Origin of the sequence: Paenibacillus amylolyticus, from assembly GCF_001570725.1 — a bacterium.
Lineage (GTDB): Bacteria > Bacillota > Bacilli > Paenibacillales > Paenibacillaceae > Paenibacillus > Paenibacillus amylolyticus_A.
This window is the reverse complement of the sequence record NZ_BCNV01000001.1, coordinates 2,096,320-2,119,206: the sequence shown is the minus strand read 5'-3', so window position 1 is coordinate 2,119,206 and position 22,887 is coordinate 2,096,320. Positions and strand designations below refer to the sequence as shown.

Below are 22,887 nucleotides of genomic sequence, written 5' to 3'. Positions count from 1 at the left end.
CTTAGGTTTAACGGACTATTCACTCAAACAAAGATCCGTAATTGATTAGCAACACGACCAATCCCAGAATTAATAAAATGATTGGCATGAACATTTGTTTCAATTGGTCTTTTATTTTAATATGAGTAATGATCGCACCGATCATCGTAACCACGATAAGTAAACCACCCCATGCAGCGAAACCCTCACTCCAAATACCTGCAATAACTAAAACTCCTGCAATGACTTCAATCAACCCTGTAAATACTCGGAATGCTCCAGGATATCCATAGTTCTTAAATCCTTCCACCATCTGCTTGGACCCAAACTTCATAAACCCAAACATGAGAAAACCTAACCCTAATATCACTTGCAAAACAATGGATAGAATACTCATAAATTCAATCTCCTCTTTATCCTATTATTATTTATCCTAATATTAGTGTAAATATATCCTAACATTAGGCTATATGTCAACTAAAATTCTTTCGCATCATAAAAACCTCCTCTCCGAAGGAAAGAAGGCGTTATGTTTCGTTAAGATAAATTTATTAATTCAATCAGTATACTGCTAGTACTTCTACCTTAAAGGGGTTCATTCTAAACTCCACTATTAATGGGGTAATCGATGTAACGCCGTTAGGCGTACCATTCATTGTATATTTTCCTGATACTGCCTTGTATTTTGTCTGTTCGCTCATGTGTCTACTCCGCCTTTCTTCTCAGTAATCCGAGATTGTCATCATTATAAAATAACTTCACTGACATCTACTGTCAGTGAAGTTATTAAAGTTGATAATATTCCATTAACTCGGATACCACAGCAACCAGTCTGTCCTTCACATGTTGTGGTTCGATAACTTGAATGGATTTTCCGTAGGATAGGATAAAATAAGGGACATATGTATGAATTGATTCCTCCTCAAATAAAAAGATAGCTTGATTGGGCGTCCGCTCTTTCAGATAGTGTCCCATAAACCAATGTAACCCCAAGTCATCTAATGCCTCAGATCTACCTTTGATAACTAAGGAAATTAACCCCGCCTTGCCCACTACATCGGGTAACAAATTTTGCATAAAATATTCACGAGCTGAAAAAGCTCCCGAACGCTCAAAGCGGAGCGAAGTAGGCTTGATTCGTAGAATACGATCTGCCCGGAAGCTGCGGAATTCCTTTCTCAGGTGGCAAAACGCAATGGTATACCATTTATTATTCCAGTACACCATTCCATACGGATCTATTATTCTATTCTTGGGTTGTTCTTCACCGCTTCTGCGATAATCAATTTCCACAGAGCAATCATTAGCCACGGCTTGTTCCAATTCCGCCAAGATTGGCTGAACGGAAGGGTCTCCCATGCGATTGATCACGTTGAATCCAGCTAAATGACGACGAAGTGTGTCTTCCTGCTCCTCATTCGAATACATTTTCAACTTGGATGTCGCATTGTCCAATGCCTCACTCAAAGGGTATCCAGCTTCTTTTGCAAACACAGCAGCTTGGAGAAGTGCCTTTTTTTCTTCAATATCGAATAACAGAGGTGCTTTGATATGCTGATTGAGCAAACTATACCCGCCGTTGTGACCTGTATCGGAAATGATCGGCACGCCACTGGTACATAATGCATCAATGTATCTATATACGGTTCTTATATTGATTTCTAACTTTTCGGACATTTGTTTTGCAGTTACTTTAGTGCCTGAATTCAGCATCCATAGAATGGCTAACATATTATCGTTCTTTGGCATAACCTACATCCTCATCTTCAAATAGTTATTGCACATCTTTATTTTATATCAGTACAGCACAATTTACATAAAAGAACTTCGTTGGGCGATACTACCTACAAATAAATTCTCCGGTTTGGAGTGAAGCCAATGAAGCAAGCCACAACCCAGATCAATACCTCTGAGGTTATTGTTGTGGTTATCAATTCAATCCTCGGAGCTGGAATTCTAACACTCCCTCGGACAATTAGTAAAGCAGTAGGAACACCAGATGTATGGATCTCCGTCATTCTGTCTGGGTTGATCGTGATGGTCATCAGCCTCATGCTTGTGACGTTGTGTCGGAGATTTCCCGGTAAAACGGTGTTCGAGTTTCTTCCTGAAATCATGGGCCATTGGATTTCTTATCTGTTGGGACTTGTAATTATCGTATATTTTGTTGTTCTTTGTTCATTCGAAGTTAGAGTCATGGCTGAAATTACGAGCATGTATATTCTTGAACGCACGCCTACCTGGGTGACCATCATGGTTAGTTTATGGATTGGTATATATATGTTAAGTGGTGGTCTTAAGGTCATCACCAGAGTCTTTGCACTTGTAATGCCGGTTACTCTGGTTTTGCTCGCGTTGGTTTTCCTTTTAAGCACTAAAATGTTTGAACTCAACAATCTCAGACCGCTCCTTGGCGATGGATTCATGCCTGTGTTGAAAGGGCTTAAGCCTTCGTGTCTCTCGTATTCCGGATATGAAGTATTGCTAATTATTACGGCATATATGGCGGACCTAAAAGCCAGCAATAAAGCAGCTATATATAGCATACTTAGTTGTACGATTATATATTTGATCACAATTGTTACCGTGGTGGGGAATTTATCTTTGCCAGGAATTCAGACGCGGATGTGGCCGACGTTCGACATGGTTCGAAGTTTTGAAATTGAGGGTTTTCTTTTTGAGCGCTATGAATCACTGTTCATCGTGTTTTGGCTGATGCAAATTTTCGCGACCTATGCCTTTAAGCACTATTTTGCATCCATCGGTATTCGAGATTTATTTCGTCTCAAAAATATTACCGGTATACAATTCGCGATGTTGCCGGTCTTGTATGTCATTGCTTACTTGCCTAAAAACCTGGAGGAAACGTTAGCTTTGGGTGATTTTCTTGGCAATATGTCCATTTTTTTATTTGGCCTGTTGCCACTGTTGTTGCTGATCATCAGTTTCATTCGTAAAAAAGGCGGAAAGCAGGCATCTAGTGGAGCCCTAAAGGCAGGCTGAATGTTGAGTTCTTAAGGGATGTGTAGCTCAGGAGAACTTTTTCGTTCTCCTGGCTCCATGGAGCAAAAATTGGCCTCAGTTGCAACTTGTTTCAAAAAAGATCGATATGATAACCTTTGAATATTAAATTTTCGTAATTTGAGTAGCTGTCGCTTCATCCGTAATGAGCATATTAATATATCCCCCGCGTAAAGCAGCCAGGATGCAGTCGATTTTATGCAGACCAAAGGCCATACCTACCACTGTTTTTGTCTTCTTTAACTGCTCAAGCCCAAGGCCAATCACTTTATGATTAATGGGATGATCTGTGATCGTACCTTCACGATTGATAAATACGGAATTAATATCCGCAACGGTATTCAAAGCCTCTAATTCAGATAACACTTGCTCATTTAGATAACCTGATCGTTCCATCGTTGACATGGAATACGGGTTTCCAATCCCCACCAGAGCGAGATTGATATGCTCCCCCTCTTTCAGAACAGCCGAAATATTAGACATGCCAATAATTTGCTCCCTTAGCTCTTCTGTTTCAACGACTGCGGGAGCATACAACGTCTCGCAGGTCACACCCATTTTTTTGGATAACTCATAGGCGATCTGGTTAGAGTGCATTTCATTTCGTGAATTACCTGTTCCACCAACCAGTGGAATGATTTTGACATTCTCTTTTTTCTCCAGAGGAAACTCTCGCACCATATGATAGAGCGTATTGCCCCATGAGACACCGACACGATCACCGTTTTTGATCAGTTTTTGAACAAATTGTGCGGCAGCCTTGCCTACTGCACTCGACAACAACTCTTTATTGAGATCCTTTGTTGGAACAACCAGTACCTGTTTGAGTTTAAATAAGTCCTCTAGTTTTTTCTCCAATTTGGACGTTTCGTAATCATCATCATGAATGACAATTTCAATAATGCCCTCTTCCCTCGCACGCTGCAGCATCTTGGATATGACTGGTCTGGATACACCAAGCTTCTCAGCAATCTTCTCCTGTGTCCATGATTCATAATAGTACATCTTACAGACTCTGATCATATTTTTTCGTTCGTCTATATTCACATATAAGTCCGCCTTTTACATTTAAATTTCCCTGCTAACACATTTCCCACTATAAAATGGGATTCGCGGCGGAGTCAAGCCAGGATAACTTTTCCAAAAGCATTTTTACAAAAGATTGACTTTCGTTTGACACGAGAGTAACAAACCCTTTTTACAATTGTAACTGTACGGAACATTTGTAAAGAATGCAGATCAAGACAGACAGAGGTGCAAAGATGAATGTGAAGATATTAGGTTACTGGGGTGGATATCCCGCCGCTGGCGGAGCAACTGCGGGATACCTTGTAACCACAGATGAAGGGCAGATTTTGTTGGACTGTGGCAGCGGCGTGATGAGTAAGCTCCCCACCGAGACATGTGTGGAAGATCTATCCGGTGTTATTTTGTCTCACCTGCACCATGATCATATCGCGGATCTGGGAGTCCTCCAATATGCAGCAGCAGGAGCGATTCGCAATGGTCGTATGGGGAATAAACTGAAGTTGTATGCGCCGGATAGTCCAGTGGAAATTCTAAATGGTCTATATGATGAACATACCGAGGTCATCTCCATTGATCCTTCATCCAAGATTCAGCTTGCTGGCGCGGAGATCGAATTCGTACAGGTGCAGCATACCATTACATGTTACGCCGTTAAGATCACATATAAAGGCAAGGTACTGGTGTATTCCGGAGACACCTCCTACTGTGATTCCCTGATCGAAATTGCTCGTGATGCAGACATCTTTCTATGTGAGGCTACGATCTGTGAGGGCAGTGTTCACACGACCGGCAAAGGACATATGAATGCCCTTCAAGCAGGCATGATTGCTGGTCAGGCAAACGTCAAGCAGCTTGTCCTTGTTCATCTTCCCGGAGATGGCGATCTGGAGTTTATGCGGGATGAAGCAAGTCGGTCTTTCCAAGGGCCTGTGGATATACCCGAACCACTTCGTATGTATGTTGTGTAAGTTAACCAATTCGGGAGGAATATGTTGATGTACAAATTGTTAGCCCTTGATCTGGACGGTACAATGCTTAATCCAGCCAAAGTGATAACGCCTATGACACGAAGCTCCATTCAACAATTAATGTCAGCGAATGTGAATGTCACGATTGCCTCTGGACGCTTTCCCGCCTCCGTATGGCTACATGCTCGGGAAGTCTCGATGAATTTCCCACTGGTAGCATTGAACGGTGCAGTGACAGTAGATCCCGTGACAGGACAGATGCTTGAAGGTGTCGCAATCAAAACAGAAGATATGCTATTCATGTTGGATGTCATCGAGCAAGAAGGAGCCTACATCCATTTCTATGGATACAATGTCCTCTATGTTCAAGAGATTAATGATATCAATAGAAACTGGGCCTTGAACAATAGGGTCAACAGACCGGAGTTAGATTCTCCCGAAGAACTTGATGAACATGTTGCAGAACAGGCTGATTTTATTCGCTTCGTCGAAGTTGGACAGGATTTCAGAGCCTTTGTAAGCCAGATGCCAGACATGCTGTTCAAAGCAGCCGTGATCTGTTCAGACCACGACTCACGCGAAAAACTATTTCATATCCTTGAAGAATCAGCGTTATTCCAATGTACACGAACAGGAAGTTTGCGATTTGATGTTAATTCCGTCGGAGTTAGTAAACGTGGAGCGCTGGAACGATTGTGTCTTGAACATCATATCGAACGTGCGCAGGTAGCTGTAGCCGGGGATTATGATAATGATCTGGACATGCTGCAATGGGCAGGATTAGGAATCGCCATGGGAAATGCAGAGCCTCATGTGCAGGAGATCGCTAATGTTGTTACTGGCAGTAACACCGAAGATGGTGTTGCGCAGGCTATCCATACTTTCTTGTTGTAATTTGCTCTAGTTATTTCTTTTCCAATGTCATAACCCAATACATGATCAGCTAGACACCAAAGGAGAGATTATCTGTGATTCCATTCAAAAAGTCGTTACTACTACCCCTTCTGGCAGGCATGATTGTATTCAGCGGTTGTTCTGCACAAGGACAAGCCACGCCAGATCAAAATGGTTCAGGAGGAGCTTCAAGTACGGTGTCAGGCAAACTGTCCTTCTATACTTCCCAGCCTGAAGAAGATGCAGGCAAATTGGTCAATGCGTTTAACGATAAATATCCAGATGTTCAAGTCAGCATCTTCCGTTCCGGAACAGAAGAAGTCACTGCGAAACTCCAGGCAGAACGCCAAGCCGGCAAAACTCAGGCAGATGTACTCCTGCTGGCGGATGCAGTTACCTTTGAAAATCTGAAAAAGGATGATCTTCTTCAAGCTTACAAGTCCCCAGAGCTGAGTGCAATCCCGACCGATTTGGTTGATCAAGACGGTATGTACGCCGGTACCAAGGTAATGGCAACGGTACTCGCTACCAACACCCAAAAGGTTACAACTCAACCGACATCTTGGCAAGTGCTGACCCTGCCGGAGAGCAAGGATGCAAGTATTATGCCGAGTCCTCTATACTCTGGTGCAGCAGCTTACAACATCGGTGTGTTTAGCCGTACAGATGGATTTGGATGGGATTTCCTTCAGGAGACCAAGATGAACGGCATGGCTGTAATTAAAGGAAACGGTGCGGTTATGAAGGCTGTAGCCAGCGGTGAAAAATCATATGGCGTTGTTGTGGATTACCTCGTGGCGCGTGAAAAAGCGAAGGGTTCTCCTGTTGAACTGATCTACCCTGAAGAAGGTGTTCCCATCATTACTGAACCAATCGGGATCATGAAAGAAGCTGCCAATGTGCCTGCTGCGCAAGCCTTTGTAGATTTCATTCTCTCTGAAGAGGGGCAGAAGTTATCTGCAGAGATCGGTTACTCCCCTATTCGTGAAGGCGTTTCTCCACCTGAAGGATTGAAAGGTGTATCGGAAATGAAGATTTTGCCTGGGGATGCGGCCAAACTTGCAGCTGATCGGGAAACAGATAAACAGCAATTCATTAATGTGTTTGGCGAGTAAGGATTGGAGCTGTCGGAATGGAGAAATTGAAGAGAAATATGATCGTTCTAAGGGGACAAGAGAACGGACGCAAGTCCGTTTTCTCTCTCCCCAGCCTGTTTCGTTGGAATCGATTGATTGCCCTGTTGGGTGCTATAGCTGTCCTGTTATTCTTTGTATACCCCATCCTGAAGCTGGTTCTTCTCAGCTTCCAGGGGGAACAAGGATTGACGTTATCTCATTATAACGAATTGCTTCAGCAGGAACGTTTCTGGTCCACATTGCGCAATACCGTATATATCGTCATCGGTTCCACCTTGTTCTCGTTAGTACTTGGAACTGCACTGGCCTGGGTCGTCGCTTATACGGATATACGACACAAATCGGCTCTGCATATGGGAATCATGCTTTGTTTTATTCTTCCCTCTTATGTTCTCACGTTGTCCTGGTCTTCTTTTACCGGGTCACAGAGCTGGCTTGCACATGTATTGCAATGGATTCATCCTGATCTGGCTCCTTGGAGCATGTATAGTATGGGCGGTATTGTGTTTGTGATGGGGATTCACCATTTTCCATTAGTGTATATGTTCACGTTGGATGTACTACGTAAAATTCCGCGTGATCTGGAGTGGGCGGCTAGAGCCGGCGGTGCAAGCAGGATCGAAGTTTTCCGCCGGATTACGTTGCCACTTGCCCTTCCGGGTCTAACGGCAGGCGGATTGCTGGTTTTCCTGGCTTCGCTGGACAATTTCGGCATACCTGCCTTCCTTGGCACGCCTGTGAATATTTCCGTTCTCAGTACACTTATATATGAAGAGATTATTGGGTTCGGGCCTTCGGCATTTGCCCGTGGCGCATCCTTATCTATGCTTCTCGGTGCTGCTGCGGTGGTCGGCAGTCTGTTGCAATGGATTCTTTTACGTAAAAGTCATGCTTCGGATACGATGCAACCTGATCTTACCCCAAGATATAATTTGGGTCGCATGCGGAAGCCTTTAACCTACACCATATGGGCAGGTCTCGCACTGATTACGATTATTCCGTTGTCTTCAATGATCTCGATGTCTTTAAAAAGAGCTTATGGTCTCGGTCTAACTCGTGCCAATATGACCCTGGACAATTATAGATATATTCTCTTTGAAAATGAGCGTGTATGGCAGGCGATCCAGAACAGCCTTGTCCTCTCTCTAGTCACGATGCTGGCTTGTCTGATTATTGGCTCAGGATTTGCTTATATCCGGGTACGTAAGCCTAATCAATTCAATAAAATAGCCGAGTTGGCCATTGCCGTTCCCTATACCCTGCCCGGCATGGTGTTCGCCCTGTCCATGATCTTGGTATGGATGGAGCCGATTCCTGGCTGGAACCCTGGCATATATGGAACCATGACGATCTTATTTATTGCTTACATCTGCCGATTCCTTATTCTTCAGATCCGTTCAAGTGTCACTTCGTTCATGCAGTTGGATGCGTCTATGGAAGAAGCTGCACGGATCTCCGGAGCCGGTTTCTGGCGCAAGTGGACTGCTGTTCTGCTGCCCTTATTGCTGCAGGGTATTCTAACAGGAGGCATGTTGGTCTTCCTGACTGCCCTGACCGAGCTTACGGTATCGGCATTGTTGTATTCATCAGGTTCACAGACCATTGGTGTCACCATATTTAGTTTTGAACAGGCAGGAGATACCCTCTATTCAACTGCCTTGTCCAGTCTGATTGTCGCACTTATTGCGGCAGGCGGCGTAATTCTGCTCATCGCTCAACGCTGGGCAACTCGTAAGGGAGTGAAGTCATGAGTATTCAGATTCAACAGGTTAGCAAATCCTTCGGAAGTTACCAGGCCCTTCATTCCATTAACTTAACGATTGAGGATGGAGAATTCGTGGCGATCCTTGGACCATCAGGCTGTGGAAAAACCACATTGCTGCGTATCCTTGCCGGATTTGAGCAACCAAGCAGTGGTAATGTTTTGATGGACGGTAAAGTGGTGGCAGGCTCAGGTACATTACTTCCTCCCGAAAAACGCAGAATCGGCATGGTGTTCCAGTCCTTCGCACTTTGGCCACATATGAATGTATCCGAACATGTCCGTTTTCCTATCCGAACGCATAAATCAACACCTTCCCATATTAAAAATAACGAGCAGAACCGCATTCAGGAAGTCCTGAACATGTCGGGGCTGTCCCATCTGGCAGAACGTATGCCGCATGAGCTATCTGGAGGACAAAAACAACGCGTTGCTATCGCACGCGCCATCGCCCCCCAACCGTCTTTGTTGCTGATGGATGAACCACTCAGTAGTTTGGATGCCATGCTTCGTATGGACATGCGGCGTGAGATTCAGCAAGTACATCGGAATACGAAATCAGCTGTAGTCTATGTGACGCATGATCAGGGGGAGGCCCTTGCCATGGCTGACCGAATTATCGTAATGAAGGATGGCCGGATTGAACAGGCTGGAACTCCGCAGGAGATTTATTTGCGGCCAGAGACCGAATTTGTGGCGAGGTTTGTATCGAAGTCCAATTTGGTCAAAGGTCATTGGGATGCAAACATGTTCATCCCTGAGGGCGGTACGAATATTGCTTGGCCCGGCAAGCAGGTTGCAAACTATTTTAAATCCAACGGGTTGTATCCCGTGAGGCCGGATCAGTTCCATTTACAGCCTTCAAGTCAAGCTGGAATATTGGGCGAGATCGCCAATGTCCAGTTTCAAGGAAAAGAATTTCACTATGATATTCGCAGTGATACGAAACGTTGGGAAGTCATCTCCCCTCTTCCTTTCGGCTTAAATGAGCAAGTCAGTCTGAGTCTTTCTTCCGTCCGCGGGGAAGGAGTGTGACGTTGTGGCTCAAAGTCCAAAACTGATTTTCTTTGACATTGATGGTACGCTGCTCGACCGCCACAATCGAATTCCCGCTTCTGCGAAGCAAGCCGTTCTTGCCTTAAAGGAAGCCGGACATGTCGTAGCTCTAGCCTCAGGGCGATCTCCGTTTATGTTGGAACAGGTTCGGCTTGAACTGGAGCTGGAGTCTTATGTTAGTTTCAATGGACAATATGTGATGCATCAAGGAGAACTTATTCACAGTAACCCCATTTGTTCGGATGCTTTGAATCAACTGTCTGCTTTCGCTGAGCTGTCGGGACACCCACTCGTTTATCTGGATCATTCACAGATGAGTTGCAGTCAGGAATATCATGCACATGTAGACCTTTGTCTAACTTCGCTTGGTGTCACGCATCCTGGGTATAACAAGAGCTTTTGTACAAACAGGCTCATCTATCAGACAATGCTATTCTGCTCTTCAGAAGAGGAAACGGTATATCGAGATAGGTTCCGTGAGCTGCACTTTGTACGTTGGCATCCGTTGTCCATGGATGTTCTACCTGCCGGAGGCTCCAAAGCCGAAGGAGTTTCCCGACTCGCAGACTGCTTGGGGTTTTCCCCTGACCAGGTGTATGCTTTTGGCGATAACTTCAATGATATGGAGATGTTCCGTTATGCAGGCTGCAGCATTGCTATGGGCAATTCCCCTCATCCTCTTCAACAACTAGCGTCACATGTTACAGCAAGTGCGGAGCAGGACGGGATCTGGCATGGGTTAAAATGGGCAGGCTTGTTGTAGAGAAGATACAGTTGAAGTACTGTAGCACAAATATGAATGTTAAAAGACCTCCTCCATGTTTTAGAGAGGAGGTCTTTTTATGGTCTGAGTTATTTATGTCTTACTTGCCAGTGTCTGCGAAAGTTTTAATGCGCTCCCCAATCTGGTCCCGAACGCTTTGGAACACAGCCCATTTTTCTTCATCTGTACCTTGGGCTTTGGCAGGGTCATCAAATCCCCAGTGTTCCCGCTTCACATGTGCTGGCGTCATTGGACATTTATCAGCGGCATCGCCGCATAATGTGACCACAAAATCAGCGTTATTCAACAACTTCGAATCAATAATATCAGAAGTTTGAGTTGAAATATCCAGGTCAACCTCTTTCATGGCTTCAATTGCTTTGGGATTCAAACCGTGTGCCTCAATTCCCGCACTATAAATGTTCCAGTCCTCGCTCAGATATTTCTTGGCCCAGCCTTCAGCCATTTGACTCCGGCAAGAATTGCCTGTACATAGGAAGTATAGTGTTTTTTTACGCATGTCATCGTCTCCTCGTTGTTTATATTATAGAATGCTTAACCACAGATACAGACCCACTAGCGTAATCAGCAAAGTGGGAATGGTGATCATGATACCCGTTTTGAAGTATGTGCCCCATGAGATTTTGACACCTTTGGTGCTAAGCACATGAAGCCAGAGCAGTGTCGCGAGTGAACCAATCGGGGTAATCTTCGGTCCGAGATCCGAGCCAATAATATTGGCGTATATCAGTGCCTCCCGAACAGTTCCCGTAGTCGATGTAGCATCAATGGCAAGCGCATCAATCAGCACGGTAGGCATGTTGTTCATCAGGGATGAAATGATCGCAGCAATAAAACCCATACCTATCGTTGCAGCAAACAATCCTTGATCTGCCACCGCCTGAATAACGACAGCCAGAAGGTCCGTCAAACCGACATTACGTAGACCATACACCACTACATACATGCCGATGGAGAAGAATACGATTGCCCAAGGTGCTTCTTTGATAAGCATAGTAGTCGGCACAGCAGAACTGCGGGAAGCCATGATGAGGAAGAATATTGCGACAACACCTGCCACAAAGGATACGGGTATTCCGATAAATTCACTGGTGAAGTATCCAATGAGCAGAACCCCCAACACCACCCACGACAACCGAAACATTTTCATATCCTTAATCGCAGATATCGGAGGTTTCAATTCATTCGCATCAAAGTGTTTTGGAATACTCTTTCGGAAAAAGAGATACAGTACGCCGATACTCGCCGCCAGTGAGAACAGATTCGGGACAAACATCCTTCCTGCATATTCCATAAACGTAATACCAAAGAAATCGGCAGACACGATGTTCACCAGGTTACTTACAATGAACGGCAAGGATGTCGTGTCCGCAATAAATCCACTGGCTATAATAAATGGAAATACTTTTTTCTCATCAAAATTCAGCGCACGCACCATGGCTAGAACAATCGGTGTCAAAATCAATGCGCCTCCGTCATTGGCAAAGAAAGCAGAAACCACTGCTCCCAATATGGAGACATAAACAAACATCCGGACACCGTTGCCATGAGCAGCTTTCGCCATATGTAAAGCAGCCCATTCGAATAATCCAATACGATCCAAAATTAACGAAATCAGAATGATTGCGACAAATGCAAGTGTGGCATTCCATACGATTTGCGTCACATCCCATACGTCTTGGAGATTGACCACACCCACCAGTAAAGCAAGAATTGCTCCGCCGCAAGCAGACCAACCAATGGACAGATTTTTAGGCTGCCAAATTACAAGCACAAGTGTAATTAAAAAGATAATGCAAGCGAGCAGCGTAGATAACAAACACATCCCTCTTTTCTTTTCTATTCATCTCATTTTATATTAGTATATAACTATGTACTTATATATAGATCGAAAAAATTAATTACACGTTGAAGTATAGTTCTCTTTGTTTAAAGACTTAAGGATCTCCACCGAATCCGGCATGAATTCCAAAACTGACTTGATATAAGGTGTATTCTCTACATTCAAAGAGTAATATACCCATTGACCGCGTTTGCTCTCTTTAACCAAACCTTGATCCTTCAACTTGCGTAAATGCTGACTAATGCCCGGTTGTGACATGTCCAAAATTTCTACAAATTCACATACGCACCATTCACGTTCCTTGAGGAGTGTAAGTATCGTAAGACGTGTTTTGTCACCCAACAATTTTAGCTTATCAGCTGCTTCTTGAATTGAATCCATATCACTTCCTCCTTCCGTAGAATATAAGTGCATGCTTATATTATAATGCAACCATCCTAAAGTCAATCTTCAAAATACATATATCTGCTCGCTATCGCGAGATTCCAGTGTGAACGGAGAGCTTAGATCCATAGCAACTTCCTCCATCACTAAGATGTTATATCATAATTAATATACCGATTAAAAGCAGCTCTAATAGCGGCTTTTAATCGGTATATGATTTCTGTGTGATTTAGGTTGAGACCGAGGTTATGAAAGAAAATTTATTTATTGAAAGTAACCTTCTCTGTACCACCTTCAAAAATGATGGATGTATCTCGTGGCTTCGATTCCGCGATTTTACGGCCACCTCTGAAGGAATAAAGTACACCGGATTGTTTGCGAACAGCCTCATATTCATTCTCTGCTTCAAGTACGATGAAGTTGGCAGGTTTGCCTTCTTCAACACCGTATACATCCTCGATGTGTAACGTTCTTGCACTGTTTTTCGTAATAAGGTCGATTGAATTCACGATCTGGTCATAACCAAGCAACTGGGAAGCGTGAATCCCCATATGCAGCACTTGCAGCATGTTGCCTGTGCCGAGTGGATACCACGGATCGAAGATGTCATCATGGCCGAAACATACATTCAGACCTGCTTCCTGCAATTCTTTGACACGCGTAAGCCCTCTTCTCTTCGGATACGTGTCGAAGCGTCCTTGCAGGTGAATGTTGACCAGCGGATTGGAGACAAAGTTCAAATCAGCCATCTTAAGCAGACGGAACAATTTGTACGTATAAGCATCATTGTATGACCCCATCGCTGTTGTGTGGCTTGCCGTTGTGCGTGAACCCAGTCCACGCTCGTAAGCCTCCTTGGCAACGACTTCAACAAAACGGGATTGCTCATCATCGATTTCATCGCAATGGATATCGATGAGACGATCGTATTTTTCGGCCAGATCAAACGCAACTTTCATTGAATCAACGCCGTATTCACGTGTGAATTCAAAGTGTGGAATGCCGCCGACTACATCAACGCCCATTTTCAACGACTCTTCCAGCAACTCTGCACCGTTTGGATAAGAGTGAATGCCTTCCTGCGGAAAAGCAACAAGCTGGATATCCATATATGGAGACATTTCTTCTTTTACTTCAAGCATGGCTTTAACGGCGATCAAGCTTGGATCGGTAACGTCTACATGTGTCCGCACATGTTGGATACCCTGTGCCAATTGCCATTTCAATGCCGTTTTGGAGCGTGTTTTGACATCCTCATGTGTCAAGAAAGCCTTGCGCTCTGACCAGCGCTGAATGCCTTCGAATAGCGTTCCGCTTAGATTCCACTCCGGCTCGCCTGCGGTGAGCGTTGTATCGAGATGAATATGTGGTTCAATGAATGGTGGCAGCACAAGCGATCCGTTGACATCCAGGATCTCCTCATTTTCGGTCACTTCCAGCGATTGTGTGATTCGTTCGAACTTCCCGTCTTTCACAACGATATTCCATAGTCCTTCTTTACCCCGCAATTTTGCGTTCTGTATAATCATTTATTTTCCCCATTTCTTTGGATTCTTTCGCAGGAACAATCAGCATCAAGATGATATAGGCTACTGCTGTACCAAGCAGTGCGTTCAATGGTGTTACGCCAGGAGCCAGTTGGGCGAATGCCACGCCGATGGCCCATGCGGCCATCGCTACCCAGTTTACATTTTTGAATGACATGTCAGCAAATGGCTTATAGTTTCTACGTTTTACAATGAAGTAATCTGCGATAATAATGGCCCCGATGGATGGTACCGCCGCGCCAAGTACGTTCAGGAAACTGACGAAATTGTTGTACATCCACATTGCGAATACAGTACCAACGATGCCGTTAACGATGACGAAGAATTTCTTCGAAATTTTGGTGATGTTGGCAAAACCAAGACCTGAAGCGTACAGTGCATTATCGTTGGTCGTCCAGATATTCAAGCCCAGAACGATGATTGCAGGGATGATTAATCCTTGCAGGAACATGACCTCTGAGATATCGGCTAGGTTATAGGCCATTGCTCCAACTGCACCGAAGAGAAACATGAGTGAATTACCCAGAAAGAATGCAATAACTGTTGCGGTAACGGCCTGTTTGGATGTCCGTGAAAACCGGGCAAAATCGGGTGTCAGCGTTCCGCCGCTTATGAATGATCCGATACAGATCGTTAATGCCGCCGCCGCGGTAAGTGTCTGTGTTGGCGTGTAATCAAGCAACCCTTGCAGACCACCCAGCGAACCTGCACCTTCGAACATGGAGTAACCACCGAGAATAGCAATCGCAGGAACCGCGATATAACCAAGAATGACGAGTGACTTCATGCCGAAGATGGCTGACGCTGTCATGGCAAGTCCAAACACGATAATCAACAGGTACACGTTCCAATCCATGGCTTTGGCGACCGGAATCGCGAACATGGCTACGCCGACTCCGAACCATCCAACCTGTGTGAAGCCTAGCAGGAACGAAGGCAGATACGACCCTTTTGCACCGAACGCATATTTAGCAAGCAAATGTGTGGACAGGCCCGTTTTGGCAGCGATATGTGCCAGTGCCCCTGTATAGATACCGAGCACCAGATTGCCTGCAAGCACGATGCCAATGAACTCCATGAACGTCAAGCTTACGCCCAACGTGCCTCCTGCCAACATACTGGCTGAGAAAAATGTGAAACCGAGCATGACGGATAACGTCTTCCAAAAGTGGTTTCTTTGCGATTTCGGCACAGCTTGCCATGAAAACTCTTGATCTTGTTTGCTCATCAGAATACCCCCAACGTAAAGTGTATCTGATACCATAAAAAGCAGAAAAAAGAGGCTACTCGTCAAGTTATACACTGACAAGTAGCCTCTTTTTGCATCATAACCCGCGCGAAGACACAGAGCATCCCATGACGGAATATGCCCTGATTCTCGCGTGATTATGAAATCCGCTGCCCTTGCCAGCCTCTCTGGACTGAATTAAAGGTACCAGTATTCAATTACATTCTATTATTTTGGAAAAACCTGCAGTTGTCAATGTCATTATTATCCAACGGTTATTAATTCCTTATATAGCAAGCTGTTTTTGATCACGCCTACTCCGATGACAGCGCATCTGCGGATTGAAAATAATGCAACGAACAAATAGATGAACGCATTGACATTTGTACAAATAAATTCACTGCGTTTTTTTCATTGTAAGCCGCTGAAAAGGCACCTATAATTACGTTGTAATTGATAATGGTTATCAATGAGAAAAGAGAATTCAGGGGGAAACAATGATGAACAGTACAATTAAGAAACACCTATTCATATGGGGAGCATGCTTCCTTCTTCTATCCGTCCTTGCAGCATGCAGCCGTTCGGAGAGCACCTCTTCGCAAGAACCTGTGAAGACCAACGAGCAAACGACAAAAAGCTATACAACCCAAACAGGCGAAGTAACTGAAATACCAACTCAACCACAACGAGTGATCTATCTTGGTTCAACCCTTGGAGATCTCCTGGCAATGGATCTCCAAGTCGTAGGAGCAAATCTGGTCCATGCTTCCGAAAGCTATATTGTAGACCGATTAGAAGGTATTGAAGATGTCGGGAACCCTGGTGATTTGGAGGCAATTACGGCCTTGCAGCCTGACTTGATTTTGAATGGTTATAACCAAGATGCTGACCGGAACGCTGCTTTTTCGAAGATTGCGCCTACCATTCCGTTCAACTCGGCGTTGCCATTTACAGAACGCGTACGTGAGCTTGGCAACATTTTTGGCAAACAGGATGAGGCAGAGCAATGGATTAGCAGATTTGATACAAAAGCGGAAGCGATGTGGGACAAGCTGAATGTGGCTGAGGGCGAGACAGCGACCATCTTCTTGCAGTTAGGTAAACAGCTCTATGTGATGGGCAATCGTTCCTTGGGTGTAGTCTTGTATCAAGAGCACGGATTTGCAATTCCGCCAGCAATTCAGCAAAATATTATCGACAAGGACCAAACATTTGTCCAACTTTCGGAAGAACTAATGCCGGACTATGCAGGAGATCATCTCTTTGTCCTAACGCTCGATAATGACGAAAGCCGAGCTGAATCTGAACGCTTGTTACAAAGCACTTTGTGGAAAACGTTGCCGGCCGTTCAGCAAGGACACGTCTACACAGCATCAGCCGAATGGAATACCGACAACCTGCTGGCACTGGAGCAATTGCTTGATGAATTGCCAAAATGGATGAATCAATAATAACGCTTGATAACGTCGAAATCCTCCACCCCCTTTGGGCTATGGAGGATTTTTTGATTTTGTAAATTTGTACTGCGTGTAATAAGGTCTGCAACGAAACATTTTCTAAGGTGTAAAATGTGGTAAACTAGTAATTGAGAATTGTTATCACTAGATTGGAGTGCTCCCGAATGCAAATGGCTTCCCTATACATCCAACTGCAGCAGCGTGATCTGCTTCAACTCACACCACTTGAGGAAACCAATCATCATAATCCATCAACTAAGAGCAAGGATGCCAATGAATACACACTGCTTATTACTCTGGATCATGGAATTCGCCTGTTGACGAACAACATTTCGCAAGATCTGAGCCAAGGTAGTTGTATTCTTCTCCCTACTCAGCAATCCTACATACTTAAAACGATAAAAGAGCAAGCGCATGTAGCTCGGTTGACCTTTCTTGCTTTTCAGGTGGATCAGTTGACTCTGCTTCCGGCTTGCCCTCCTCTTATTCTGGGCTTTCCTTACAGGCTATCTCTTTCTACTATAAAATTGGCATTGGCAGGAGAGGACTGGGTAGTTCCATCCCTTTTGCTATCCAACAAGCAAAATCGGTTGCAGGAGAAAAAATACCCTCCTACTCATCATTCAAAATTAGCAGTTACTCAGGCTCGCCTGCAACTGATACTTGGCCTGATGGCTCAGCTGGAAAGCCCTCCTCCGCCAGTGCAAAGTGATCAAGCGGTACAGCGTACACTCAGATATATGGAACAGCACTATTACGAAGATCTGACGGTAGAGTTCTTGGCCGAAATGGCCGGGATGGTTCGATGGCAATATAGCAAATTGTTTAAGTTGATGACAGGTAAGAAGCCGACGGACTACCTGACAGAGCTCAGGGTCCAGCATGCTAAAAGGCTACTGTCCAGCTCTACCGAGACCTTACGTGAAATATCCCGACAAGTCGGTTTTAAAGATGAATATTATTTCAGTCGGCGCTTTCATCAACTCACAGGACACCCTCCACGGGAATACGCCAATATACTAAGACGGACCAGGCAAAGAACGATCACCGATTCCCTTGGCAGGCAGATTTCCCTCCCTGATGCGGCTGTACGAATCGTGGCCACAGGTACCAATACCCTTGGTGAGTTACTTGCTATCGGTATCCACCCAGTCGGCGCGGGTATAACTACAATGAAATCACAAGTCATATATCGAAACAAACTGCATCACATCCCGGACATTGGACTGCAAGGCGCACCGGAACAAGTCTCCCTGCTGAAGCCTGATCTTATACTGCTAGGCAACTATAGTGAGCAGCAGTTACCTCGTCTGGATGCCATTGCCCCAACCATCGTCTATCGCGAATCAACCAGCACTTTTGAGCGTCTTCGTTATATTGCGGGTCTTTTCGGTCGAAGCAGAACGGCTGAACAGTGGATCGACCGCTATGAGGATAGTGTCAGGAGGATCCGGCGACAATTGGCGGATGATTATACTGCTGGAGAACGAGCTACTGTCTATCTGGTGCTAGGCAAGAATATATATGTTATGGGACAGACGGGATTTGCCGCTACCGTGTATGAATCACTTGGCTTTCGACCCACTGAATCCGTAAATCAGCTGATCGTTGATGGCAGACCGTGGATACAAATCGATTTTAATAAAATCACGCAATACACTGGAGACCGAAACTTCGTGATGGTACCTCAGGAGGAGATGAATGTACATATCCCTTCTACGCTCCAAAGTTTGGTTGGAATGCTGGCACCCAGTAAAGTACATATAGTAGAAGCTGGCTGGAACTACGATGATCCCCTTACCCGTGAGAGGTTATTGACGGTTCTACCCTCTATTTTTGCTAAGGATAGACTGGCCCTTGTGCCAGCAAATGAAAAAAAATAAACCGTGGAGCACGGTTTATTTTTTTATAATATTTTTACCATTTTACGATAAGTGTCCAACAACTTCTGGTAATACTCTTTCGTATTCCTTATATAAAACATAACGATCAACACCTCTGGAAGAGTTAAGTGCTGCATGTGCGTGCTGGATGGCGGTATTGCGGTTTTCTGCTTTGAGTTCAATATAGGCAAGCAATGTTGATCGCATCCACTTTTTCTTAATGGATTGAAGTCTTTCCCGTGCCTCATCACTTCTCCCGTCTTCCAAGAGTAAAATGGTTTCATAATATGTACGGTAGTCCGATAATCCAATATGAGGTACAGCTTGCCGAATAGCAAACATATCTTTGCGATATAATCCATAAGCTGCCTTGAACGAGGCCTGCGTCGATTTCCGTTTATATTTCTGCATAATTTGCTCCATGACTAGTTCTGCCTCATCATCAAGTCTGTTCGCAAGAACATAAATAATGTATGTCCCAGGTGTATTTTGCTGCTCGGATAAAAAGGACTCTAGACGATCTATACGCTTATCAAATACTAAAGGATAAAAAACATGCTTAATAAATGCGATAAGAATGGTAACGACTACAACCCCCATAATCAGAAATAAAGGATATTCGTTTATTTGCATAAACAAGACAAACATCAATACAACCAAATAAAACCCGAATTCCCACCAAGAGTACCTCATAATGAATCTCCTTCTATTAGAAAAATAACCAGCAAGTCTATATTATACCAAATTCAATTCCTCTTTTTGTATAATATTAGGAAACAAAAATTACGAAGAATATTCTATCCCTCATAAAATCAAGCCTGACAAGATTTTCGGATACAACAAAAAAGCCGCTATATTAGCGACTTTCAGTTGGAATAGTTGAATTTATTTTGGTGCACTTAATAGTTCTTCAAAAGCTTTAATATTCGTGTCAAAATCAGGAACGGTTTGAGTTTCTTCAGCAGATTTGACCAGTTGTACAACTAAATCATTATAAGGTGTCGCAATACCGGTACCTTTTGCTCTGCTTGACACAATCCCGTTAATATAATCAATCTCCGTTTTGCGGTTTTTCTCCAGATCTTGAAGCATGCTTGCTTTGAGCAGTCTGGAGGGCTCCATCACGTAACGTAGAGTTTTCACCCGTTCAGGGATGTCTTCTTCGCTGTTCAGTTCAAGTGAAGCGATGTCGAATCCATTCATTTTAACCAATGTCACTCCATTGGCGCGAGCAACTTTAATCGTTTCGTCCGCTATATGAGCTGCACTAACTATGCCGGCTTCATGATCAATAATGTCCCCGTACTCACCATTCAATGCAGCCGATAAACCACTGAAGGCATTGTTAATCAACAATTTGGACCATTTGGTTCCAACCAGGTTATCGGAAATATGTGTTCCGCCCACAAGATCCAACACCGATTTCACGCGTTGAATTCGTTCGGTGATTTCACCATTTAATTCGCCAATCTGAAAAGCATACTGTTTAAATTGAGTATACTCGGTAGTCAGACTTGATACACCTGGTTCAATGAACGTAGCGCCAAATTCAACGGAGCCAGCGATAACTCTTTTTTCACCCACGATGGACGCCACTTTTTCTTCCGGAATCCCGTTCTGCAAGGAACACACCATACTGTCTTCTTTCAAGAATGGAAGTAGTTCCTGAAGGATGGAATCATTATATAGTTGTTTGGTTAAAAGTAACACGAGGTCATATTGTCCTGATTTTTGATCAGGATTAATGGCTTTTACTTTGGCCTGAAACTCTGTGGTACCCGTTACTTTAGCACCTGTCTGATTTAGAGCATTTACATGTTCCTGATATGCATCAATTAACTCAACGTCAAGTCCGCCATCTGCAAGGTATGCACCTACGATGGTTCCCAAAGAACCTGCCCCTACAATTGCAATTCTCATTTTATTTTTCCTCCTTATTTCTCTTCCAGATAGTTATATACAGGTTGTGCAGCGTTTAAGGTTAGGTTCGTAAGGATATGAGAAGCGGACACCACTTCCAACACAGGCAGATCTGCAAGAGGTGCCAATGCATGTTCGAACAGTTGAAGCCGGGCAGGTCCTGTCCAAGCCTCCTTCACTTCGATGTCCGTAATTTGAGTACGGATCAGATCACATATTCTTAAATTCCCGGTATAGTCCGTAGCAATCTTAATCATAAAATTAGGTCGGCATATTTCACGTTTGGCGAGCTCCTTATCCATCTCCACATGTTTATAGCCCATCGTTGCCGTAGCTACACGCAGTGTTCCATAATCAAGTGTGCCAACAAGTGTATCCGAATCGGTATATAACTTGGGTGCCCCCAGCTTTTTCGGATAGGCGGTGAGCTCTCGACCACTCGCAATCGCGGGGAAATTGTCTACATACATCGAATGCACATAATCGCCTTCCTCTCCATTAAATTGCACAGGGATAACTTGTCCAGCTTCGGTATAGGCACCCAGCCCAGAAACATCCGGCATCCACATCACTTCAAATTTAACCAAAGGTTCCGTAATTTCCAGAGGCTCTGGCACGGCTGCCCGCAACGCTTTTTCATCGGTTCGGTAAATAATATTCAAGTATTCACGATTCACGAATTTGTACGGTGGCATCGGGTATGCCGGAGCCGTTAGGGGTGTATTCAGATTTTTAGCTATGTTATTCACATCGATTTTCATCAAAGACACCTACCTCATAAATTTAGTTAAGTTTTGTTATATAAAAATTTGATCTGTATCTCATAAAAAAATTCTACATCAATATTTAAATTTAATATAATACATAATAAGTACTATATATATTTATCAGAATAAATAAGGAGTGCAGATCAATGGAATTACTACAGCTCAAATACTTTCAGACCGTTGCCTATACTGAACATATCTCTAAGGCAGCTGCGCAATTGAATATTGCTCAACCTTCCCTAAGCTTGACGATTAAAAGACTTGAGGATGAACTGGGTACCCCCTTATTTCATAGGAGAGGACGAAATATTCAATTGAATTCCTCAGGTGAAATTTTATTGAAGCATGTGAACAGGATTTTTATTGAAATTGAAAATGCAGAGATGGAGATTAAAGCGGAGGAAAAGCAGATCTCCAATACGATCAGGATCTCGATTACCAATACCCGATTCCTCACTGGACTTATTAGTGACTATATCAACGATTCCCCCGAAACCAAGCTTCATCAAGGTATTGGGACTCGTAGTGAAATTATTACAGGATTGAAGAAAGGCGACATGCATATGGGCATTACGGGGCATCCGATTCAGGATGAGGAGATTGAGAGTGTTGTCCTGGTCGAGGAGGATATTGTTCTGGTTGTGCCCATGAATCATGCATACGGCGGAGAAACAAGCATCTCATTAAATGTTGTTGCAAATGAGCCCTTTATTTCCCTTGCCGATAATAAGGAGTACAGCCGATTTACCATTATGCTCTGTGAAAAAGCAGGCTTCCTGCCCAACCTTGCATTTGAGGTTGATTCTCATACCCTGCTTGAAATTATCAGGCTTAATCAGGGTGTTGCATTACTTCCGATCTCCGTGTGTAGAGCACTGGGGTTACGTTATGTAAAAATTGATGATGATTCAGCTATATATCCAATTAGCCTCTCCTGGGTCAAACAAAAATGGTTATCTCCTGCTGTTGGGGAATTTCGTGATTTCATTACTTCGTACTATGAAGACCATGCTGGCTTGTTTAAAGTGGAGTAGGATTTCTTGATACATGACAAAAGATAAAAACAAAGACTTTGCTTCCTCTATATTATGCAGATATTAGTGTGAAACCCTTTTATAACGGAGATTCGACAAGAGTTGCAGCTGATGAACTACATTATCAATGTCTAAATTTAAACGACCGATTCCCAGGTGAAAATATTGGGAATCGGTCGTAAGCCTATTTTAGAG

The 22,887-nt window shown here is 44.0% G+C and carries 21 protein-coding genes; 10 read left to right on the top strand and 11 right to left on the bottom strand.

The features are described 5' to 3' along the window. Positions 1-19 precede the first annotated feature (19 nt). Both PAHA3_RS09435 and PAHA3_RS09430 read right to left on the bottom strand, forming a co-directional pair. Positions 20-376 (bottom strand): DoxX family protein, encoded by a 357-nt coding sequence (locus tag PAHA3_RS09435; protein WP_082762756.1) that lies wholly within the window; start codon positions 374-376, stop codon positions 20-22. A 389-nt stretch (positions 377-765) separates the two neighbouring features. After that, positions 766-1,728 (bottom strand): helix-turn-helix transcriptional regulator, encoded by a 963-nt coding sequence (locus tag PAHA3_RS09430; RefSeq protein ID WP_062834502.1) that lies wholly within the window; start codon positions 1,726-1,728, stop codon positions 766-768. A 129-nt stretch (positions 1,729-1,857) separates the two neighbouring features. On the opposite strand from PAHA3_RS09430, the gene PAHA3_RS09425 reads away from it, so the two are divergent. Then, positions 1,858-2,982 (top strand): GerAB/ArcD/ProY family transporter, encoded by a 1,125-nt coding sequence (locus PAHA3_RS09425; protein ID WP_062834501.1) that lies wholly within the window; start codon positions 1,858-1,860, stop codon positions 2,980-2,982. Between the two features lie 123 nt (positions 2,983-3,105). On the opposite strand, the gene PAHA3_RS09420 is transcribed toward PAHA3_RS09425, so the two are convergent. Continuing rightward, the gene (locus tag PAHA3_RS09420; RefSeq protein WP_235599400.1) at positions 3,106-4,005 is read right to left on the bottom strand and encodes a sugar-binding transcriptional regulator; all 900 of its coding nucleotides are present in this window, start codon (positions 4,003-4,005) and stop codon (positions 3,106-3,108) included. A gap of 227 nt (positions 4,006-4,232) precedes the next feature. Between PAHA3_RS09420 and PAHA3_RS09415 the strand changes: the two genes are divergently transcribed. From PAHA3_RS09415 to PAHA3_RS09390, 6 genes are all read left to right on the top strand, one after another. Beyond that, positions 4,233-4,997: an MBL fold metallo-hydrolase gene (locus PAHA3_RS09415; protein ID WP_235599399.1), complete on the top strand. Its 765-nt coding sequence runs from the start codon at positions 4,233-4,235 to the stop codon at positions 4,995-4,997. 27 nt (positions 4,998-5,024) lie between these two features. Continuing rightward, positions 5,025-5,891 (top strand): Cof-type HAD-IIB family hydrolase, encoded by an 867-nt coding sequence (locus PAHA3_RS09410; RefSeq protein ID WP_062834499.1) that lies wholly within the window; start codon positions 5,025-5,027, stop codon positions 5,889-5,891. Between the two features lie 119 nt (positions 5,892-6,010). Then, positions 6,011-7,006 carry an ABC transporter substrate-binding protein gene (locus tag PAHA3_RS09405; protein WP_062836037.1) on the top strand — a complete coding sequence of 332 codons (996 nt, stop codon included), beginning with the start codon at positions 6,011-6,013 and terminating at the stop codon, positions 7,004-7,006. A 17-nt stretch (positions 7,007-7,023) separates the two neighbouring features. Further along, positions 7,024-8,778, top strand: a complete 1,755-nt coding sequence (locus tag PAHA3_RS09400) for an ABC transporter permease (RefSeq protein WP_153028188.1) — start codon at positions 7,024-7,026, stop codon at positions 8,776-8,778. Then, positions 8,775-9,824, top strand: coding sequence for an ABC transporter ATP-binding protein (locus PAHA3_RS09395; RefSeq protein ID WP_062834498.1), 1,050 nt, complete (start codon positions 8,775-8,777; stop codon positions 9,822-9,824). Before PAHA3_RS09400 ends, PAHA3_RS09395 begins: the two co-directional genes overlap by 4 nt. A gap of 4 nt (positions 9,825-9,828) precedes the next feature. Further along, positions 9,829-10,608 (top strand): Cof-type HAD-IIB family hydrolase, encoded by a 780-nt coding sequence (locus PAHA3_RS09390; RefSeq protein ID WP_062834497.1) that lies wholly within the window; start codon positions 9,829-9,831, stop codon positions 10,606-10,608. Between the two features lie 100 nt (positions 10,609-10,708). Here the strand turns inward: PAHA3_RS09390 and arsC are convergent, their stop codons facing one another. From arsC to codB, 5 genes are all read right to left on the bottom strand, one after another. Next, on the bottom strand, positions 10,709-11,128 hold the full coding sequence (arsC, locus tag PAHA3_RS09385) for an arsenate reductase (thioredoxin) (RefSeq protein WP_062834496.1): 420 nt from the start codon (positions 11,126-11,128) through the stop codon (positions 10,709-10,711). Positions 11,129-11,152: 24 nt separating this feature from the next. Beyond that, positions 11,153-12,454: an arsenic transporter gene (locus PAHA3_RS09380; RefSeq protein WP_167350864.1), complete on the bottom strand. Its 1,302-nt coding sequence runs from the start codon at positions 12,452-12,454 to the stop codon at positions 11,153-11,155. 72 nt (positions 12,455-12,526) lie between these two features. Further along, positions 12,527-12,853, bottom strand: coding sequence for an ArsR/SmtB family transcription factor (locus tag PAHA3_RS09375; RefSeq protein ID WP_062834494.1), 327 nt, complete (start codon positions 12,851-12,853; stop codon positions 12,527-12,529). Between the two features lie 263 nt (positions 12,854-13,116). After that, positions 13,117-14,385, bottom strand: a complete 1,269-nt coding sequence (locus PAHA3_RS09370) for a cytosine deaminase (RefSeq protein ID WP_062834493.1) — start codon at positions 14,383-14,385, stop codon at positions 13,117-13,119. Next, positions 14,354-15,631 (bottom strand): cytosine permease, encoded by a 1,278-nt coding sequence (gene codB / locus PAHA3_RS09365; protein WP_062834492.1) that lies wholly within the window; start codon positions 15,629-15,631, stop codon positions 14,354-14,356. The genes PAHA3_RS09370 and codB overlap by 32 nt, the downstream gene beginning before the upstream one ends. 500 nt (positions 15,632-16,131) lie before the next feature. On the opposite strand from codB, the gene PAHA3_RS09360 reads away from it, so the two are divergent. Then, positions 16,132-17,082 carry an ABC transporter substrate-binding protein gene (locus PAHA3_RS09360; RefSeq protein ID WP_062834491.1) on the top strand — a complete coding sequence of 317 codons (951 nt, stop codon included), beginning with the start codon at positions 16,132-16,134 and terminating at the stop codon, positions 17,080-17,082. 170 nt (positions 17,083-17,252) lie between these two features. Beyond that, the gene (locus tag PAHA3_RS09355; protein ID WP_062834490.1) at positions 17,253-18,971 is read left to right on the top strand and encodes an AraC family transcriptional regulator; all 1,719 of its coding nucleotides are present in this window, start codon (positions 17,253-17,255) and stop codon (positions 18,969-18,971) included. A gap of 42 nt (positions 18,972-19,013) precedes the next feature. Here the strand turns inward: PAHA3_RS09355 and PAHA3_RS09350 are convergent, their stop codons facing one another. From PAHA3_RS09350 to PAHA3_RS09340, 3 genes are all read right to left on the bottom strand, one after another. Further along, positions 19,014-19,631: a hypothetical protein gene (locus PAHA3_RS09350; protein ID WP_167350863.1), complete on the bottom strand. Its 618-nt coding sequence runs from the start codon at positions 19,629-19,631 to the stop codon at positions 19,014-19,016. A gap of 225 nt (positions 19,632-19,856) precedes the next feature. Next, positions 19,857-20,891: a ketopantoate reductase family protein gene (locus tag PAHA3_RS09345; RefSeq protein ID WP_062834488.1), complete on the bottom strand. Its 1,035-nt coding sequence runs from the start codon at positions 20,889-20,891 to the stop codon at positions 19,857-19,859. 14 nt (positions 20,892-20,905) lie between these two features. Further along, the gene (locus tag PAHA3_RS09340; RefSeq protein ID WP_082762754.1) at positions 20,906-21,652 is read right to left on the bottom strand and encodes an acetoacetate decarboxylase; all 747 of its coding nucleotides are present in this window, start codon (positions 21,650-21,652) and stop codon (positions 20,906-20,908) included. A 152-nt stretch (positions 21,653-21,804) separates the two neighbouring features. Here PAHA3_RS09340 and PAHA3_RS09335 point away from each other — a divergent pair, with 152 nt between their 5' ends. Beyond that, complete coding sequence (locus PAHA3_RS09335; protein WP_062834486.1) at positions 21,805-22,692, top strand: LysR family transcriptional regulator; 888 nt, start codon at positions 21,805-21,807, stop codon at positions 22,690-22,692. Positions 22,693-22,887 lie beyond the last annotated feature (195 nt).

Bases quoted from the DNA above. Each gene is read 5' to 3' on its own strand.
- PAHA3_RS09435 (WP_082762756.1), bottom strand. From the start codon at position 376: ATGAGTATTCTATCCATTGTTTTGCAAGTGATATTAGGGTTAGGTTTT.
- PAHA3_RS09430 (WP_062834502.1), bottom strand. From the start codon at position 1,728: ATGCCAAAGAACGATAATATGTTAGCCATTCTATGGATGCTGAATTCA.
- PAHA3_RS09425 (WP_062834501.1), top strand. From the start codon at position 1,858: ATGAAGCAAGCCACAACCCAGATCAATACCTCTGAGGTTATTGTTGTG.
- PAHA3_RS09420 (WP_235599400.1), bottom strand. From the start codon at position 4,005: ATGTACTATTATGAATCATGGACACAGGAGAAGATTGCTGAGAAGCTT.
- PAHA3_RS09415 (WP_235599399.1), top strand. From the start codon at position 4,233: ATGCAGATCAAGACAGACAGAGGTGCAAAGATGAATGTGAAGATATTA.
- PAHA3_RS09410 (WP_062834499.1), top strand. From the start codon at position 5,025: ATGTACAAATTGTTAGCCCTTGATCTGGACGGTACAATGCTTAATCCA.
- PAHA3_RS09405 (WP_062836037.1), top strand. From the start codon at position 6,011: ATGATTGTATTCAGCGGTTGTTCTGCACAAGGACAAGCCACGCCAGAT.
- PAHA3_RS09400 (WP_153028188.1), top strand. From the start codon at position 7,024: ATGGAGAAATTGAAGAGAAATATGATCGTTCTAAGGGGACAAGAGAAC.
- PAHA3_RS09395 (WP_062834498.1), top strand. From the start codon at position 8,775: ATGAGTATTCAGATTCAACAGGTTAGCAAATCCTTCGGAAGTTACCAG.
- arsC (WP_062834496.1), bottom strand. From the start codon at position 11,128: ATGCGTAAAAAAACACTATACTTCCTATGTACAGGCAATTCTTGCCGG.
- PAHA3_RS09380 (WP_167350864.1), bottom strand. From the start codon at position 12,454: ATGTGTTTGTTATCTACGCTGCTCGCTTGCATTATCTTTTTAATTACA.
- PAHA3_RS09375 (WP_062834494.1), bottom strand. From the start codon at position 12,853: ATGGATTCAATTCAAGAAGCAGCTGATAAGCTAAAATTGTTGGGTGAC.
- PAHA3_RS09370 (WP_062834493.1), bottom strand. From the start codon at position 14,385: ATGATTATACAGAACGCAAAATTGCGGGGTAAAGAAGGACTATGGAAT.
- codB (WP_062834492.1), bottom strand. From the start codon at position 15,631: ATGAGCAAACAAGATCAAGAGTTTTCATGGCAAGCTGTGCCGAAATCG.
- PAHA3_RS09360 (WP_062834491.1), top strand. From the start codon at position 16,132: ATGAACAGTACAATTAAGAAACACCTATTCATATGGGGAGCATGCTTC.
- PAHA3_RS09355 (WP_062834490.1), top strand. From the start codon at position 17,253: ATGCAAATGGCTTCCCTATACATCCAACTGCAGCAGCGTGATCTGCTT.
- PAHA3_RS09345 (WP_062834488.1), bottom strand. From the start codon at position 20,891: ATGAGAATTGCAATTGTAGGGGCAGGTTCTTTGGGAACCATCGTAGGT.
- PAHA3_RS09340 (WP_082762754.1), bottom strand. From the start codon at position 21,652: ATGAAAATCGATGTGAATAACATAGCTAAAAATCTGAATACACCCCTA.
- PAHA3_RS09335 (WP_062834486.1), top strand. From the start codon at position 21,805: ATGGAATTACTACAGCTCAAATACTTTCAGACCGTTGCCTATACTGAA.